The organism is Thauera sp. 27, assembly GCF_000310125.2.
GTDB lineage: Bacteria > Pseudomonadota > Gammaproteobacteria > Burkholderiales > Rhodocyclaceae > Thauera > Thauera mechernichensis.
In genome coordinates this window covers 1-16,283 of record NZ_AMXB01000005.1, presented here as the reverse complement: position 1 = coordinate 16,283, position 16,283 = coordinate 1, and the positions used below count along the sequence as shown (strand labels likewise).

13 protein-coding genes are annotated in these 16,283 nt (G+C 68.9%); 5 read left to right on the top strand and 8 right to left on the bottom strand.

Annotation, left to right across the window (positions count from 1 at the left end):
* Positions 1-43: 43 nt before the first annotated feature.
* On the bottom strand, positions 44-394 hold the full coding sequence (locus B447_RS03475) for a VanZ family protein (RefSeq protein WP_002926397.1): 351 nt from the start codon (positions 392-394) through the stop codon (positions 44-46).
* A gap of 115 nt (positions 395-509) precedes the next feature.
* Between B447_RS03475 and B447_RS03470 the strand changes: the two genes are divergently transcribed.
* Entirely contained in the window at positions 510-1,664 is a 1,155-nt protein-coding gene (locus B447_RS03470) for a PQQ-dependent sugar dehydrogenase (RefSeq protein WP_232431500.1), read from the top strand.
* Positions 1,665-1,696: 32 nt separating this feature from the next.
* Here B447_RS03470 and B447_RS03465 read toward each other — a convergent pair whose 3' ends face one another.
* A complete protein-coding gene (locus B447_RS03465) occupies positions 1,697-4,069 on the bottom strand; it encodes a serine/threonine protein kinase (protein ID WP_002936555.1) in 2,373 nt (790 codons plus the stop codon).
* Between the two features lie 174 nt (positions 4,070-4,243).
* Here B447_RS03465 and B447_RS03460 point away from each other — a divergent pair, with 174 nt between their 5' ends.
* A complete protein-coding gene (locus B447_RS03460; RefSeq protein WP_002936554.1) occupies positions 4,244-4,612 on the top strand; it encodes a diacylglycerol kinase in 369 nt (122 codons plus the stop codon).
* A gap of 8 nt (positions 4,613-4,620) precedes the next feature.
* Here B447_RS03460 and B447_RS03455 read toward each other — a convergent pair whose 3' ends face one another.
* Positions 4,621-5,187 carry a YcbK family protein gene (locus tag B447_RS03455; protein WP_002926386.1) on the bottom strand — a complete coding sequence of 189 codons (567 nt, stop codon included), beginning with the start codon at positions 5,185-5,187 and terminating at the stop codon, positions 4,621-4,623.
* Positions 5,188-5,317: 130 nt separating this feature from the next.
* Here B447_RS03455 and B447_RS03450 point away from each other — a divergent pair, with 130 nt between their 5' ends.
* From B447_RS03450 to B447_RS03440, 3 genes are all read left to right on the top strand, one after another.
* A complete protein-coding gene (locus B447_RS03450; protein WP_232431494.1) occupies positions 5,318-6,928 on the top strand; it encodes a L,D-transpeptidase family protein in 1,611 nt (536 codons plus the stop codon).
* Between the two features lie 68 nt (positions 6,929-6,996).
* Positions 6,997-8,229 carry a glycosyltransferase family 4 protein gene (locus B447_RS03445; RefSeq protein ID WP_002936552.1) on the top strand — a complete coding sequence of 411 codons (1,233 nt, stop codon included), beginning with the start codon at positions 6,997-6,999 and terminating at the stop codon, positions 8,227-8,229.
* Positions 8,229-9,092, top strand: coding sequence for a UDP-2,3-diacylglucosamine diphosphatase (locus B447_RS03440; RefSeq protein ID WP_002926383.1), 864 nt, complete (start codon positions 8,229-8,231; stop codon positions 9,090-9,092). The genes B447_RS03445 and B447_RS03440 overlap by 1 nt, the downstream gene beginning before the upstream one ends.
* Before the next feature lie 10 nt (positions 9,093-9,102).
* On the opposite strand, the gene B447_RS03435 is transcribed toward B447_RS03440, so the two are convergent.
* The 5 genes from B447_RS03435 to B447_RS03415 form a co-directional block, all read right to left on the bottom strand.
* Entirely contained in the window at positions 9,103-9,372 is a 270-nt protein-coding gene (locus B447_RS03435; RefSeq protein ID WP_002936551.1) for a hypothetical protein, read from the bottom strand.
* Positions 9,369-10,676 carry an MFS transporter gene (locus B447_RS03430; RefSeq protein ID WP_002936533.1) on the bottom strand — a complete coding sequence of 436 codons (1,308 nt, stop codon included), beginning with the start codon at positions 10,674-10,676 and terminating at the stop codon, positions 9,369-9,371. Before B447_RS03430 ends, B447_RS03435 begins: the two co-directional genes overlap by 4 nt.
* 234 nt (positions 10,677-10,910) lie before the next feature.
* Complete coding sequence (locus B447_RS03425) at positions 10,911-12,092, bottom strand: ABC transporter permease (protein ID WP_002936531.1); 1,182 nt, start codon at positions 12,090-12,092, stop codon at positions 10,911-10,913.
* Positions 12,093-12,103: 11 nt separating this feature from the next.
* Positions 12,104-14,884: a ribosome-associated ATPase/putative transporter RbbA gene (gene rbbA / locus B447_RS03420; protein WP_002936526.1), complete on the bottom strand. Its 2,781-nt coding sequence runs from the start codon at positions 14,882-14,884 to the stop codon at positions 12,104-12,106.
* Entirely contained in the window at positions 14,881-15,951 is a 1,071-nt protein-coding gene (locus B447_RS03415) for an HlyD family secretion protein (RefSeq protein ID WP_002936523.1), read from the bottom strand. Before B447_RS03415 ends, rbbA begins: the two co-directional genes overlap by 4 nt.
* Between the last annotated feature and the right edge of the window lie 332 nt (positions 15,952-16,283).

Sequence of the window (16,283 nt, the reverse complement as noted above, 5' to 3'; positions counted from 1 at the left end):
AGGCCGCGATGATAACAAGGCGCGCGCCGCCCGTGTGCCTGGCTCAGCCGCGCAGGCGTCGGCGTCGGGCAAGGGCGAACGGCACCAGCACGAGCAGCCCCACTGCATCCGCCACCCAGTCCCAGGGGTCGCCGAAGCGGTGCGCGGTCATCGACTGTGCGAACTCCATCGCTGCACCGTACAGGAGCAGGCCCACGGCGATGGTGACCGGCCGTTCGGGCCAGGCGGCGAGGGCTAGCAGGGCAAGCACTGCGAACAGCACCGCGTGCTCGATCTTGTCCTGCCAGGACACCAGCTTGGCCACCTCGGGGGCGGGCAGCAAGGCCATCCAGAACACGGCGAGCAGCACGAGCACGAACAGCAGGCGCAGGGTCTTGCGAACGGATGAGGGCATGCGAAGTCCTAGTGACGCGTTTTGTCGCTTGAATTGTTGATGTCGGGCCGCTGCCGCATGGCGTTGGCCGGGCCGCAGATGCGATGCTGCGGCCACTACACCGGGGAGCCTGAAGATGCCGAAATCGAACAGAAGTTTCCGTCCATTGCTGCTTGCGTCCATGCTGGCGTCCTCCGTACTGCTCTCTGGGACGACGTTTGCGCGTGACGTGGTGGTGCGCACCGAGACCGGTAACGTCAAGGTGACCGAGTTTGCCACCGGCCTCGATACGCCGTGGTCGATCGCCTTCCTGCCCGACGGCCGCATGCTCGTGACCGAGCGCCCGGGCCGCATGCGCGTGGTCGGTACCGACGGCAGCCTGTCGGCCCCCATCGCCGGGGTGCCTGCGGTGCACGCGCGCGGCCAGGGCGGCCTGCTCGACGTGGTGCCGAGCTCGAGCTTCGCGCAGGACGGGCTGATCGTGTTCTCCTACGCCGAGCCGACGCAGCGCGGCGCGCGCACCGCGGTGGCGCGCGCACGCCTCGACCTCGAGCGACTCGAACTGCGCGAGGTGCAGCGGATCTTCGCGCAGAACGAGGACCCCTCCGGCAACCAGCATTTCGGCTCGCGCCTGGTCTTCGCTGCCGACGGCACGCTGTTCGTGACCCTGGGCGACCGTGGCGGTGCGCGCGAGCGGGCGCAGGCGCTCGACAGCCACATCGGCAAGGTCGTGCGCATCGCGCTCGACGGCAGCGTGCCGCCTGACAACCCCTTCGTCGGCCGTGCAGGCGTGCTGCCCGAGATCTGGTCCTACGGTCACCGCAACATCCAGGGCGCGGCGCTGCATCCGCAGACGGGCGAACTGTGGACCCACGAGCACGGTCCGCAGGGCGGCGACGAGATCAACCGTGCGTTGCCCGGGCTGAACTATGGCTGGCCCGAGGTCACCTACGGCCGCGAGTACGTCACCGGGCGCAAGATCGGCCAGGGCAGCAGCCGTGATGACGTCGAGCCGCCGCTGCTGCAATGGACGCCCTCGATCGCACCGTCGGGGATGAGCTTCTATACCGGCGAGCGTTTCCCGCAATGGAAGGGGAATGTGCTGGTCGGCGCGCTGCGCTACCAGCTGGTGGCCCGTCTGGTGCTCGATGGCAACGAGGTCCGCCACGAAGAGCGCCTGCTGGCCGAACTCGGCCGTCGCATCCGCGACGTGCGCCAGGGGCCGGACGGCTATGTGTGGGTCGTCGACGAGAGCGAGGGCCGCATCCTGCGCCTTGAGCCCGCGCAGTAGGCCGGCGGCCCCATGCATGGCTGCGTGCGCTTTCAGCCGGCCTGCTTGATGGCCAGCACGGCCTGGTTGCGCAGCGTGCGCAGCAGGGCAAGCTCCTGCTCGCTGATCTCGATCTCGCCCGCGCGCTCCTTGTCGGCATAGATCATCGCCACCGGGCGGCCCTTGATCGTGAGCGGGAACAGCACGAAGGTGTGCGACGGTACCGACTTGCGATACCAGTCGGGCACATGGGCGGCGATCTTCGGATCGTCGATGTCCGAAATCAGGATGTCGGCGCCTTTTGCCGTGGCGGCATTGAAGACGTTGTCGGGATGGGCCGACAGGCTGAAGCGGACCTGGCGGGCCAGTTCGGCGACGCCCGGCCCGAAGCCGAAGCGGCCCGTCATCGCATTCGTGCGCGGGTCGCGGATGCACAGCAGCACGCGCTTGAAGCCCATTGCCCGGTACATGGTCTCGAGGATGATGCGCAGCACGTCGTTGAGCTTGAAGTCCTCGACCAGGGTGTTGCTGATGTCCTGGATGCCGGCGCTGAGTACGGCTTGCGCATCCGCGGCCTTGCGCCCTTCCTCGGTGGCTTGCGCGGGCGTGCTCTGTTCGAGCAGGGCGGCGACCGGCAGGCCGGTATCGGTGAGCGTGGCGGGAGCAGGCGCACCGTCGACGAGCTGGCGCAGCTGGCGGCCGATACGGGTGTTCGCCATGCTGACCTTGATGGTGGAGGCGAAGGCCTCGATCTCCTCGGCCGCCGCATGCATCAGTTCGCGCGCCGCCTGCGCCCCGACCGGAACCGCGTCGGCGAAGCGCGCCGATAGCGCTTGCAGCGCCTTGTCGCGCTCGTCCGCTGGCAGCAGCGCCACCGCGTCGCAGTATTCGTTGGCACAGGCTGCCAGCGCACGCAGGCGTTCCTCGGTGGTGGCGGGGCGGCGCACCGGGCCATCCTCGATGTGGCGCATGCTGTCCTGGATCAGCTCCGGGAAGCCCCAGTGCCGGGCCAGGGCAATACCGAGGGCCTCGAAGCCGGTGCCCAGCACGCGCTGGGCCGCAGCCTCTTCCTTGCAGCCCTGCTGCTGCATCAGGCGGCGGATGTCCTCGCTCTCCTCGGGGAAGTAGAACTGGCACAGCAGGCGGCCAAGGTTGTGGAACACGGTGCAGATGTAGACCTGCTCGCCGTCGCGCAGGCGCAGATGCGCCGCCAGCTCGCGGCCGAACAGGCCGGCCAGACAGGCGCGCAGGAACTCCTCCTTGAGCTGGGCCGCGTTGGCCTTGTTCTGCAGGTGCTCGAACAGCAGCACGGTGATCGCGATGTTGCGCACGGTGTCGAAGCCGAGCACCACGATCGCACGCGAGATGGTGCTGATCTGGCCGCCGCCGGCCGGTCGGTAATGGGCCGAGTTGACCAGGCGCAGCAGCTTGTTGGTGAGCGAGAAGTCACGCAGGATCAGCGCCGACAAGGTACCGATGGTTTCCGATTCGCTCGACGCGATGCGGTTGATCGCGGCTACCGATTCCGACAGGGCGGGGAAGTCGCCGCGGTGCTTCATGCGTCGGAGCAGAAAGTCGAGCGCAGCGGGTTGCCCGTCTTCGGTCACGGGGTCGGCGGTGGTGGCGGGGGGCTGCAGCCACGCCTGCAGTGCCAGGCGGAACGCGTTGGCATCGGCGTAGCGTGCCTGCGGGTCGAGCGCTGCCGCGCGCAAGGCGATGGCGGCCAGCTGTTCGTCGATCGGTGCACCGTCGGCCGGTACGGTGACGGCAGTGGTGCGTGCGAGTTCGAGCAGCTTGGCCGGGTCGGTCTCGCGATGAACCGGGCGGCCGGCCAGCATCCACAACAGCAGTACGCCCGCGGCGTATACGTCGTTGCGCGGGCTCAGTTCGCGGCGCTCGATGTACTCGGGCGCGATGAAACCCGGTGTGCCCGATAGCCCCTGGCGCGCCTTCGGGTCATCGACATGACGGGCAATGCCGAAGTCCATCACGCGCGATCTGCCCGCGGCGTCGATCAGCACGTTGCTCGGCTTGAGGTCGCGGTGGATGACGCCCTGTGCGTGTGCCTCGGCCAGCGCAGTGAGGACGTCGACCATCATCGGCACGGCCTCGGCGGCCGGTATCGCGCCGCGGCGGCGCATCAGCGCGGCAAGGCTCTCGCCGGGGACGTACTCGAACACCAGGTAGAGGTCGCCGTCCTCCTCGCCCGCCTCGAACACAGGCACGATGCCCGGGTGGCGCAGCCGGCTCACCGAGCGCGCTTCGGCCAGCAGCGCGGCGTTCTGCTTGCGCTCGGCGGCCGCGAAATGAAGGGTCTTGACCGCGACCTCGCGTTCAAGCTGAGGGTCCCAGGCGAGATAGACGATGCTCTGCGCACCGCGCCCAAGTTCGCGCCTGATCTCGAAGCGACCGATGCTGCTGCTCATGATTTGACCGCTGCCGGTTGATGAAGGCCCGGCGATGAATCCAGTCGATCCGGTGCGCGGGTGCGCAACGCTAATTCAGAACCGTACGCTCGTCCAGCCCTGCACACAACACGGCTGGTAACGTGTTTCGTGTCATCATCGCGACCCTTATTCAGCCAGGATGAAGACACCGCGATGGAGAGCCCTTTCAAAGGCAAGACCGGCCTGCGTCGGATCTGGAACGCCTTTCACTATTCGCTGGACGGGTTGCGTGCCGCCTATCGCCACGAGGACGCCTTTCGCCAGGAGGTCTTGCTGACGCTGGTGGCGCTGCCGCTGGCCCTGTGGCTGGGCGATTCGGCGCTCGAGCGCGCGCTGATGATCGGCAGCGTGTTGCTGGTGCTGATCGTGGAACTGCTGAACTCAGCGATCGAGGCGACTGTCGACCGGGTGTCGCTCGAACGTCACCAGCTCGCCAAGCGGGCGAAGGATATCGGCAGCGCTGCGGTGCTGATCGCACTCATCAACGCCGCCGTCGTGTGGGGGCTGGTGCTGCTGGGCTGATACGGGGCTCAGGCCTTGCGCGGGCCCCAGCTGCGCACCGGGCCGGTGTCGATGTGCACGAAGTCGGAGCCGGGATAGTAGCCGACGCCGCCCACGCCCAGGGCAAGTGCGGCGTCGCGCAAGCGGGCGGTATCGACACCGACGAGGCGGATGTCGATCGCCTTGCCATCCATGTGCAGGCTGCGTTTGGCCACGCCGCCACCGCCGGTCTTGCGCAGGGCGTTGTTGGTTGCCGGCGAGCGGTATCCCGAGATGATCTCGAAGGTGTCGCCGCCGCAGGCTATGCTCAGGGCGTGAAGGATGTCATAGAGCTTGGGATCCATCCGGGTAGACTCGCCCGAACGGTGGTCACGCAACAGCCAGTTGATGCGTTGCAGGGCAGGCTCGATGTAACCGTTTGCGTTCCGGTAGACCAGGCTGAGCCGCTCGTCGGTATGGGTATGCCGAAAGCCGAGCTGGCGGTCGTGCCGGGCGGCATGTGCGGCATTGACTGAAAGGCCCAGCGGCAGGGCGGCGAGGCCTTTGAGGAACAGGCGGCGGCGCGGCGCGGCGTGATCGCGGGAAATCTTCGACATGAACAATAACCAGTCCAAACAAGCACTTGAAGGCGGCATCCTAAACGATGTCGGGCTGCGTTTGGGCAAAAGTTTTGTAACCTGTACGCTGCTTCTCGGCTTGACCTGGGGCTTGCCGCTGGGCGCGGCAATGGATTCCCCGGATACGGGCCGGGGCGGTGTGGCGCAGCCGGCCGATGCCGGCGCGGCGGTCGGCGCCGAGCTCGAGCGTCTGCTCAGCCTGCGACCGGCGACGACGGACGAGACGGTTGCACTGTTCTATCTGGGGCGCGCCTACCGCCCGGTCTGGAACGACAGCGTGCGCACACGTGCGCTGATTGCGGCGGTGGAAGGCGCGGCTGCGCATGGTCTGGCGCCGGGCAGCTTCCCCCTGAATGCGCTGCGCCATGCGGGGGACGCCGAACCGGCTGTGCTGTCGGCCACACAGCAGGCCGAACGCGAACTGCTGCTCAGCGACACGCTGGCCCGCTTGCTGCGCCAGATCCGCTATGGCGTGCTGGACCCGCGGCAGCTCTACCGCGACTGGAACTTCACCCCGATGCCCGGTCCTCACCAGCGCGCTACCGAGCTTGCAGCGGTGTTGCGCGCCGACGACCTTGGCGCCGCGATTGCGCTGCAGGCACCCGAGCCTGCGCTCTACCGCGCGTTGCAGCAGGCGCTCGTGCATTACCAGGCGCGCATCGGCGACGACTGGCCGCGTGTCCCGGCGGGCGCGACCCTGCGACCCGGCGAGCGCAACCCACGGGTGGCTGCGCTGCGGGCGCGGCTGCAGGCCGAGGGCGGCCCCGAACGCGTCCACCTCGAACGCGCCGGCGCAGACCTCGGCACAACGCCCGACCCCGCGTACTACGACGAGGCGCTGGCCGAGGCGGTCAAGGGTTTCCAGCGCCGTCATGGCATGGACGACGATGCGGCCGTCGGCCGGCAGACGCTTGCCGCGCTCAACACCACCCCGGCGCAGCGGGTCGAGCAGGTTCGCGCCAACCTCGAGCGCCTGCGCTGGGTGGCGTCCGACCTCCAGGGCGACCGCCTGCTGGTCGATATCACCGGTTATCGCGCCGAGCTCCGCCTGGGCGGCGAAACGCTTTGGTCAGCGCGCGTGATCGTCGGCAAACCGACACGCAGGACGCCGTCGCTGCGCGACAAGGTGGTGAACCTGGTCTTCAACCCCAAGTGGGTGGTGCCGCCGACCATCCTGCGTGAGGACGTGATTCCAGCCGTCGCGCGCGGCACGGACTACCTCGACAAGCATCGCTTGAGCATCTTCGATCGGGACGGCGAGGCTGTGGACCCGGCCGAAATCGACTGGTCCGGCGCACGCAGCGGCGGATTCCCCTATCGCGTCGTTCAGGCGTCAGGGGCAGATGGCTCGCTCGGCCGCATCAAGTTCTCGCTGTCGAACCCGTACTCGATCTATCTGCACGACACCAACGCGCGTTCGCTCTTCGGGCGCTCGGAGCGGGCGCTCAGTTCCGGCTGCGTGCGTGTCGAGCAGCCCGAAGCGCTCGCAATGCTGCTGCTCGACAACCCGCAGCGCTGGAGTGCGGAAGCCTTGCAGCAGGCGCTCGACAGCGGTCGCACGCAGACCCAGCGCGTCGGCCGTGATGTGACCGTATTGCTGCACTACACCACGGCAGGCCTCAACGCGGACGGCACACTGCAGCTGCGCAACGACATCTACGGTCACGACCGCACGGTCGTCGCCGCGCTCGATGCCGCAGCGCGTGCAGGCATGCATTGATCCGTCGTCATCATCCGGCAATGCACGCTTAACCGTGCTGACTTGTGCGCCGCCTATGCTGCGGTGCCATGAGAACGCTCGACTTCACGACCGAAGAGCTCTGCCAGTCGCCCCGGCTGCGCGTGGCCCTCGTCACCGAGACCTGGCCGCCCGAGGTGAACGGCGTGGCGATGACCCTGAAACGCATGGTCGACGGGCTCATCGCCCGCGGCCACAGCGTGCAGTTGGTGCGCCCGCGGCAGACGCCGGCCGATACGGCGATGTCGACTGGCGGGCTGCAGGAGGTGCTGTCGCGCGGGCTGCGCCTGCCGCGCTACGACGGCCTCAAGCTCGGCCTGCCGGCGCGCTCGCGCCTGGTGCGCGAGTGGTCGCGCCAGCGCCCCGACCTGGTGCACGTGGCAACCGAAGGGCCGCTGGGGTGGACCGCCGTTACCGCCGCCAACAAGCTGCGCCTGCCGGTGACCTCGGACTTCCACACCAACTTCGACCACTACAGCACGCATTACGGCGTGGGCTGGCTGCGCCAGCCGGTGGCCGCCTACCTGCGCCGCTTCCATAACCGCACCGCCGCCACCTACGTACCTACCGCTGCGCTGGCGCGCAACCTGGGCGACCAGGGCTATGAGCGCGTGGAGGTGATCTCGCGCGGGGTCGATACGCGCCTGTACTCACCCGCGCGCCGCAGCGAGGACTTGCGCCGGCAGTGGGGCGTGGGGCCCGATGCACTGGCGGTGGTCTGCGTCGGCCGGATCGCCGCGGAGAAGAACCTCGGCCTCGCCTTGCGCGCATTCGCTGCGATCCGCCAGCAGCGGCCGGACGCCCGCATGGTGCTGGTCGGCGACGGCCCGATGCGGGCGGGCATCGCGCGCGAGCACCCCGACGTGGTGCAGGCGGGCATGCGCCACGGCGAGGATCTCGCCGCCCATTACGCCTCCGGCGACCTGTTCCTGTTCCCCAGCCTGACCGAGACCTTCGGCAACGTCACCCTCGAGGCCATGGCCAGCGGCCTGTGCGTGCTGGCCTACGACTATGCGGCAGCCGCCGAAGTCATTGCCGACCTGGGCAACGGCGCCGTGGTGCGCTGCGGCGACGAGCAGGGCTTCGTCGAGCGCGCGCTGCAACTCGCGCTGGCCGACACCCTGCGCGCCGAGCTGGGCGTGCAGGCCCGCCAGACCGCGATCGGTATCGACTGGGAGGCGGTCAACGACCACTTTTCCGCGGCGCTGCTGCGGGCGTGGGAAGGGCACAGGCGGGCCAAAGTGCCTGCAACGGATCTGCGAGCACGGGAGGTACAAGGCTGATGAAGCGCGTACGCACCATCTTCATATCGGACGTCCACCTCGGCACGCGGGCCTGCCAGGCCGACAGCCTGCTTGCCTTCCTTAAGGAGCATGAGTCCGAATATCTCTACCTGATCGGCGACATCGTCGATTTCTGGGCGATGAACCGCAGCGTGCAATGGGCGCCGGCACACAACACCGTGGTGCAGAAGGTGCTGCGCCGGGCGCGCCACGGCTGCAAGGTCTTCTTCATCCCGGGCAACCACGATGAGGCCCTGCGGGAATACGCCGGCGTCGCCTTCGGCGACATCCGCGTCGAAACCGAGTGGATCCACGAGACCCTGGACGGACGCCGCTACTGGCTCGTGCATGGCGATGAGTACGATCAGGTGACGCGCCACCATCGCTGGGTCGCGGTACTGGGCGACGTCGGCTACAACACGCTGGTCCGGCTCAACCTGCTGTTGTCGAAGGCGCGCCGCCTGCTGCGCCGGCCGGGCTACTGGTCGCTTGCCGGCTACGCCAAGCAGAAGGTGAAGAAGGCGGTGAGCTTCATCTTCGACTTCGAGGATGCCGTCGCCCATGCGGCGCAACAACGCGGTGTGGACGGTGTGGTGTGCGGCCACATCCACTGGCCCGCCGACCGCCGCATCGGCAAGATCCGCTACCTCAACTGTGGCGACTGGGTCGACACCTGCAGCGCGGTGGTCGAGCACTACGATGGCCGCCTCGAGGTCGTGAATTGGGGCGTCACCCGCGGCGACGGCGAGCAGGCGCCGGTGCTTCTTGAGGCCCGCCCGCTGCCAGAGTCCAGGCCGGCGGCCCGGCCTGCGCCGAAGCCGATCGCACAGCCCGAGCGGATCTACCTCACGCCCGACATCTGAGCCGCGTGCCTCAGTTGCGCGCGTCCTTGTCGCGCTCGTCCGTGCATGGTGATTCGCCCGCGGGCGCGCGCATCAGATCGATCATCAGGCGCATGCCGAGCAGGGCGTTGCCGAGCGCGAACAGGGCGATCACTGCCATCGCCAGCGGCACCAGCGGATAGGTTCGCAGGACCCAGGCCAGCACGGCCGACAGCAGGTTGAGGACGATCATCAGCCAGAAGCGGCCGTCGCGCGGGCGATACAGCCGCGACAGCCTGTAATGGGCGCCAGCCCTGCTCATTGGGTGCGCCCTTCGACGCTTGTCTGGCCTCCGACTGCAGCCAGCCGGCCGCGGCGCACCATGACCAGCACGACCACGGCGAGCACGACTTCGATGGCGCCGATGCAGACGAAAACGGCAGGGTAGGGCGCAGCCAGGACCAACCCGAACACGGCCAGCAGGGCGCTGCTCAGCAGCGGGCCGGCGGCGAAGCCGAGCGAGCCCGCCATGTTGAAGGCGGCGAGCGCGCTCGCGCGGCAGTCCTCGCCGCCATACTGCGCTGCGAGCACGAGCGAGGGCGCGTACATCAGCGCCGCGATCACGCCGCCGACGGCCATCGCGGTCATGATCGACTCCCCTGGCAGGAAGCCGAGCACGGCAAGGAAGATGCCATACAGCACGCTGCCGCTCACCATCATCGCCAGCGGGTTCCAATGCCGCGACAGGTGCCCGGCCGGATAGGTGAGCAGCGAGAACGGCACCAGGAAGGCCGCCATCGCCAGGCCGATCTGGCGTGCATCGAAACCGATGACCAGGCCGAGGTAGAGCGACAGCGTAGACACGATGAAGCCCACCGTCAGCCGGTCGGCAAACGAGAACGCCAGCGGCACCAGCAACTGTTGCCGGCTGCGCAGGGTATGCACGATCTCGGCCATGGCCAGGCGCGGGCGCTGTCGTGTCGCGTCCGCGTCGCGCAGGTACATGAAGCCGGCGACGGCGAGCAGGATCGACAATACGCCGCCACCGATCGGCACCCACAGGGGGTTGATGCCGCCGATGAAGCCGCCCAGCGGCGCGCCGCTGGCCACACCGAGGCTGATCGAGGCCCCGACCGCGCCCATGCGCGCCCCCAGCCCCGCCTTGCCGGCGCTGTCGGCGCCCAGGGCCATCAGCAGCGACAGTGCCGACATGTGCGCGAAGCCCTCCACGAAGCGCAGCCCGAGCAGCAGCCCGTAGGTCTCCGCACGTGCGTAGGCCCAGGCGATGCCGAGCAGGGTGGCGCCGTTGAGCAGCAGCGCCAGCACCGCGAGCGCCTTGCGACGGCCGAGGCGGTCCGACAGCAGACCTGCGATCGGCGCGCCGATCAGGGCGCCGATCATGTTGATCGACATGAACAGGTGGCTGGCAAACTGGCCCAGGCCGGGAAAACGTTGAGCGGTGAAGTCGGGCAGCACCGGCACCATGGCTGTGACCGGCAGCATCAGCCCGTAGAGCAGCAGCAGGGGCAGGTTGGAAGCGTCGAGGGGCAGGCGGGGCATGAAGGTGCGGTCAGCGAGCGGGCGCCGGTGGGTGCGAAGCCGACAAAATACCAGCGAATCGCACATCGGGGGCTGCAGCGCGGGGTTCCGGGTAGGCGCGGCGATAGCCGCGAGCTTTTCGTCGGCTCATCCCGGCGCTGTCGCCTTCAACCCCTCGCGGCTTGCGCCGCTCCTACGGGAGGGCGGCAGCGCGGGGGGCTGCGTAGGAGCGGCGCCAGCCGCGAGCTTTTCATCGGCCCATCCCGGCGCTGTCGCCTTCGACCCCTCGCGGCTCGCGCCGCTCCTACGGCGTGGGCGGGGTCAGCCTTGCATCTTGCCGATGGTGTGGCGCAGGCGGGTGTGGGCGAGGGTGAAGAAGAAGCCGCCGATGAGCGCGACCATCAGGAACTGCGGCCACACCACGTCGAACCCGGCGCCGCGGAATAGCACACCCTGGGCGAGGCTGACGTAGTGGGTCGTGGGGGTGAAGGCCATCAGCGTGCTGACGAGCTCGGGCATGCTTTCGCGCGGCGTGAGCGCGCCCGACAGGATCTGCAGCGGCAGCAGCACCAGGATCGCCATCAGCCCGAACTGGGGCATGTTGCGTGCCAGCGTACCCATGAAGATGCCGATGGAGGTCGCTGCGAACAGATAGAGCAGGGTGCCGAAGGCGAACAGCAGCGCCGACCCTGGCACGGCCACCCCGAGCACACCCTTGACGACGATCTGCAGCGACAGCGCGGACGCGAGCAGCACCACCGCGCCCATCGCCCATACCTTGGAGAGCATGATCTCGAGTGGCGTGACCGGCATCACCAGCAGGTGTTCGATGGTGCCGTGTTCGCGCTCGCGGATCAGGGCGGCGCCGGTGAGGAGGATGCCGAGCAGGGTGATGTTGTTGATGATCGAGGTGACCGCGGCGAACCAGCTCTGGCTGAGGTTGGGATTGAACAGCGCGCGCGGCACGAGCTCGACCGGCTGCGGAGCGGCCGTACGGTAGCGCAGTACGAAGGCACGGATCTCGTCGTTGACGATGCTCTGGATATAGCCGGTGCCGGTCTGTGCCTGGCTCTGGCGGGTGGCGTCCACATTGAGCTGGAGGGCTGGCGCACGTCCTGCGAGGACGTCGCGCTGGAAGTTGGGCGGGATGTCGAGCACGAAGGTGTGGCGGCCGGCGTCCATGCCCTTGTCCATCTCGCCCAGCTCGATCAGATCCGGCGCGATGAACTGCGGCGGCTGCAGCGCGGCGACGATGCGTGTCGACAGCTGCGAGCGGTCCTCGTCGACAACGGCGATTGCGGCGCGGTGCAGGCTCTCCGGCTTGGCGCGCGCATCGGCGTACACCGAGACCGAGAACATGAAGACGATGAGGAACAGCATCGTCCAGTCGCCGAGCAGGCTGTGGAACTCCTTGATGCCGAGGTGCCAGGTGTTGTGGGCCAGGCTGCGCCCGCGCCTGCGGGCGGGGGCGTGCGCAGCGGCATGCGTGTTGTGGTCGTTCATCGGCGGTCCCCCTAGCGTGCCTGCTTGCGCAACAGCAGCACCGCGCCGAGCGTGAGCACCGGAACGGCGATCAGCAAGGGCAGGAAGGCCGCCCACAGGTCGCCGAATTCGAGCGCCTTGGCGAAGGTGCCGCGGCTGATGTTGAGGAAGTGGCTGGTGGGATAGATGGCGCCGATGAAGGCGCCGCCGCCTTCGAGCGAGGACACGGGGTCGAGCATGCCGGAGAACTGGATCGCCGGCAGCAGGGTGCCGATCGAGGTTCCGGCCATGGCGGCCACCTGGCTGTCGGTGAGGGTGGACATGAGCAGGCCGAGGCCGGTCGTCGCGGTGACATAGAGCAGCGCGCCGAGCACGATCGTCGCCAGGCTGCCCTTGAACGGCACGTCGAATACGGTCACCGCGATCGCGAACAGCAGCGCGAAGTTGAACATGGACAGCGCGATATAGGGCAGCTGCTTGCCGAGCAGGAACTCGAGCTTGGTCACCGGGGTGGTGTAGACGTTGAGGATGGAGCCGAGCTCCTTCTCGCGCACGACGCCCAGCGCGGTCAGCATGGAGGGGATGAACACCAGCAGCAGCGGGATGACCGCCGGCACGATGGCGACCACGCTCAGCATGTCCGGGTTGTAGCGGTAGCGCACCGCGATGTCGGCAAGCGGGGTGGGCGGCGTACCGGTGGCGGCGCTTACCGCTTCGCTCAGTGTCTGGGTGTGCAGGCCGACGACGTAGGCGCGCGCAACCTCGGCCCGCATCGGCATCGAGCCGTCCAGCCACAATCCGATCTGCGGCGCCTGGCCGCGATCGAGGTCGCGGCCGAAGCCGGGCGGGATCTCCAGCGCCATGGCAAGCTCGCCCGCGCGCATGCGGCGGTCGATGTCGGCGTGGCTTTGCAGCGGCGCCTGTTCGCTGAAGTAGCGCGAGCCGGCGATGTTGAGGGTGTAGCGCTCGCTCGCTACGCTGCGGTCGTGGTCGAGCACGGCATAGTTGAGCCGCTCCACGTCCATGCTGATGCCGAAGCCCATCACCAGCATGAGCAGCACGGTGCCGAGCAGGGCCAGAGTCAGGCGGAAGGGGTCGCGCTGCAGTTCGGTCGCCTCGCGTGCGCTGAAGCTGAGCAGGCGGGCGAGGCTGAAGCGCGCAGCCCGGGGCATTGGCGCCGCTGCAGGGGCGTCGGCCTCGGGTACGTCGGCTTGAGGTACGTCGGCTTCAGGTACGTCGTGCGCATGGCCGGCCGCAGCCGGGGCGCGCAGCTGCACGCCGCTGGCTTCGGCCAGGTAGGCGACGAAGGCATCTTCGAGGTTGTCAGCGCCGCGTTGCGCCACCAGCGCGGCGGGGGCGTCGCTCGCCAGGATGCGCCCGGCGTGCATCAGCGAGATGCGGTCGCAGCGCTGGGCCTCGTTCATGAAGTGGGTGGTGATGAAGACCGTTACGCCGTCCTTGCGCGAGAGGTCGATGATCAGCGCCCAGAAGCGGTCGCGCGCCACCGGGTCGACGCCCGAGGTGGGCTCGTCGAGGATCAGCACGTCGGGGCGGTGGAGCACGGCGACGGCCAGCTGCAGGCGCTGGCGGATACCGAGCGGCAGGGCGTCGGGCAGCATGTCCATGACCGGGCCGAGCTCGAAGCGCTCTGCCAGTTCTGCGATGCGGGCCTCGCCCTCGGCCGGCGGCAGGTCGAACAGGCGGGCGTGCAGGGCCAGGTTGCGTCGTACCGACAGTTCGCCGTACAGCGAGAAGGCCTGGGACATGTAGCCCACTCGGCGCCGGGTGTCGATGTTGCGTGCGTCGAGGACCTCGCCGAGCAGGCGCGCCTCGCCCCGGGTGGGCGGCAACAGGCCGGTGAGCATCTTCATGGTGGTCGACTTGCCGCAGCCGTTCGAACCCAGGAAGCCGAAGATCTCGCCGCGGCGTACCTCCAGATTGACGTCGTCGACGGCGACGAAGTCGCCAAAGCGCATCTGCAGGCCGCGCGCAGCGATGACCACCTCGCCGGCCTGCAGCGGTGGTATCACCAGCGTGCTGTGCCCGCTGCGGCGCTCGGCCGGCAGCAGGGCGAGAAAGGCTGCCTCCAGGCTGTCGGTGGCGGTGCGCGTGCGCAGCGCGTGCGGCGTACCGGTCGCCAGCACACGCCCCGCGTCGACCGCAACCAGCCAGTCGTAGCGCTCGGCCTCCTCCATGTAGGCGGTGGCGACCAGTACGCTCATGTGTGGCCGCTGCTGGCGGATCTCGTCGATCAGTTCCCAGAACTGTCGGCGCGAGAGGGGATCGACGCCGGTCGTCGGCTCGTCGAGGATGAGCAGGTCGGGATCATGGATGAGCGCGCAGCACAGGCCGAGCTTCTGCTTCATGCCGCCCGACAGCTTGTTGGCGGGCCGCTCGGCGAAGTCGGCCATGCCGGTGGCGGCGAGCAGGGCCTTGATGCGGCCTGCGCGCTCGGCACGCGACTGCCCGAACAGGCGACCGAAGAAGTCGATGTTCTCGAACACCGACAGTGTGGGGTAGAGGTTCTTGCCCAGGCCCTGCGGCATGTAGGCGATGCGCGGGCAGACGGCGGCGCGGTGGTGCGCTTGTGCCATGTCGCCGCCCAGCACCTCCACCCGGCCCGCCTGGATCTTGCGGGCGCCGGCGATCAGGCCGAGCCAGGTGGACTTGCCCACGCCGTCCGGGCCGATGAAGCCGACCATGCAACCGGCCGGGACGTCCAGGTCGACGCCATCGGCAGCGAGGGTGTCGCCGTAACGATGTTCGACGCCGCGCAGGCGGACGACCGGCGCGGCGCTGCCGGTCGCGGTCACGGCAGCCTCACCTGCAGCGCGTCGGGCCAGGCGCGGGCGTCGTCGAGGCGGACGTGCGCCATCCCCGGCAGGCCGGTCTTGACCTGTTCAGGGTATTGGCGCAGCAGCGCGGGGTCGACTCTCGCCTTGACGCGGAACACCATCTTCTGGCGTTCGCTCTGGGTCTCCACCGTCTTCGGGGTGAACTGCGCGACGCTGGCGACGTAGGACACCTGGGCCGGGATCACGAGGTGGGGGGCCGCGTCGAGGACGATGCGCACCTCGGTGCCCATCGCCACCCGCCCGGCCGCCATCTCGGGCAGGAAGAAGCTCATGTACACGTCGGTGATGTCGATCAGGCTCACCACCTTGCCGCCGCCGCCCACCACCTCGCCCGGCTGCACCACGCGGTACTGCACGCGGCCGTCGCGGGGTGCGCGCAGGGTGGCGTCGTCGATCTCGGTGCGCAGGCGGGCGACCACCGCCTCGGCGGCGGCGATGCCGGCCTCGGCCTGGGCGACGTGGGCACGCGCGGCGTCGGTCGCGGCGCTGGCGGCGGCGATCTGTGCCTGCGCGGCGCGAACGTTGGCCTCGGCGTTGCGTACGCGCGCGGCCTGATCGTCGGCAATCTGCTCGGAGGTGGCGCGCTCGGCCAGCAGCGCTTGCGAGCGTGCGCTGGTACGGCGGGCAAGATCGAGCTCGGAGCGGCGCTGGACCAGTACGGCCTCGGCCATCGCAACGTCGGCCTCGCGCTGCGCGACCATGGCGATCGCAGTCTGACGCGCGCTGCGGGCGTTGGCGACCTCTGCGAGGGCCTGGGCATGCTGGGCCTCGAGCGACTTCACGTCCATGCGGGCGACGATGTCGCCGGCACGGACAAAGTCGCCTTCGTTGACCAGGATGTCGTCGACCCGGCCCGCCGCGCGCGTTGCGACATCGACCTGAGTGGCTTCGATACGGCCGTTGCCACGCACGAAGCCGTCCTGCTCGGCCGGCGGTCTCGACAGCAGCCAGGCCGTGACGGCCGTGGCAAGGAGGAGGGCAGCGACGCCGCCGCGGATGATCGTGGTGCGGGTCTGGGGGGACATGGTGGCGGTCCTGTTTCGGCTTGAAGACGATGCGCTTGCGTGTGCCCGGGCGGTGTTCGCCCGATGGTGCCGCAGCCAGGAGGGCTGCCTGGCAGCCTGTAGTAGAATCGCCCGACGTATTCGCCTGGCGGCAACGCCCTGTCAGGTCGCGGTTTGCGAGAAGCCGCGCAAAGGCAGTGTGGATAGGGCCTGCAAGCGTTCGGGTCATTATGCCATGTCCTTGTTGCGGGCGAATTGCCGGGGTGGTCGACAGGCGAAAAGGCTCGCGGCTGGCGACGCTCCCACTGGGGCTGCAGCGTGCGCGGTCTTGCCGTAGGAGCGGCGCCAGCCGC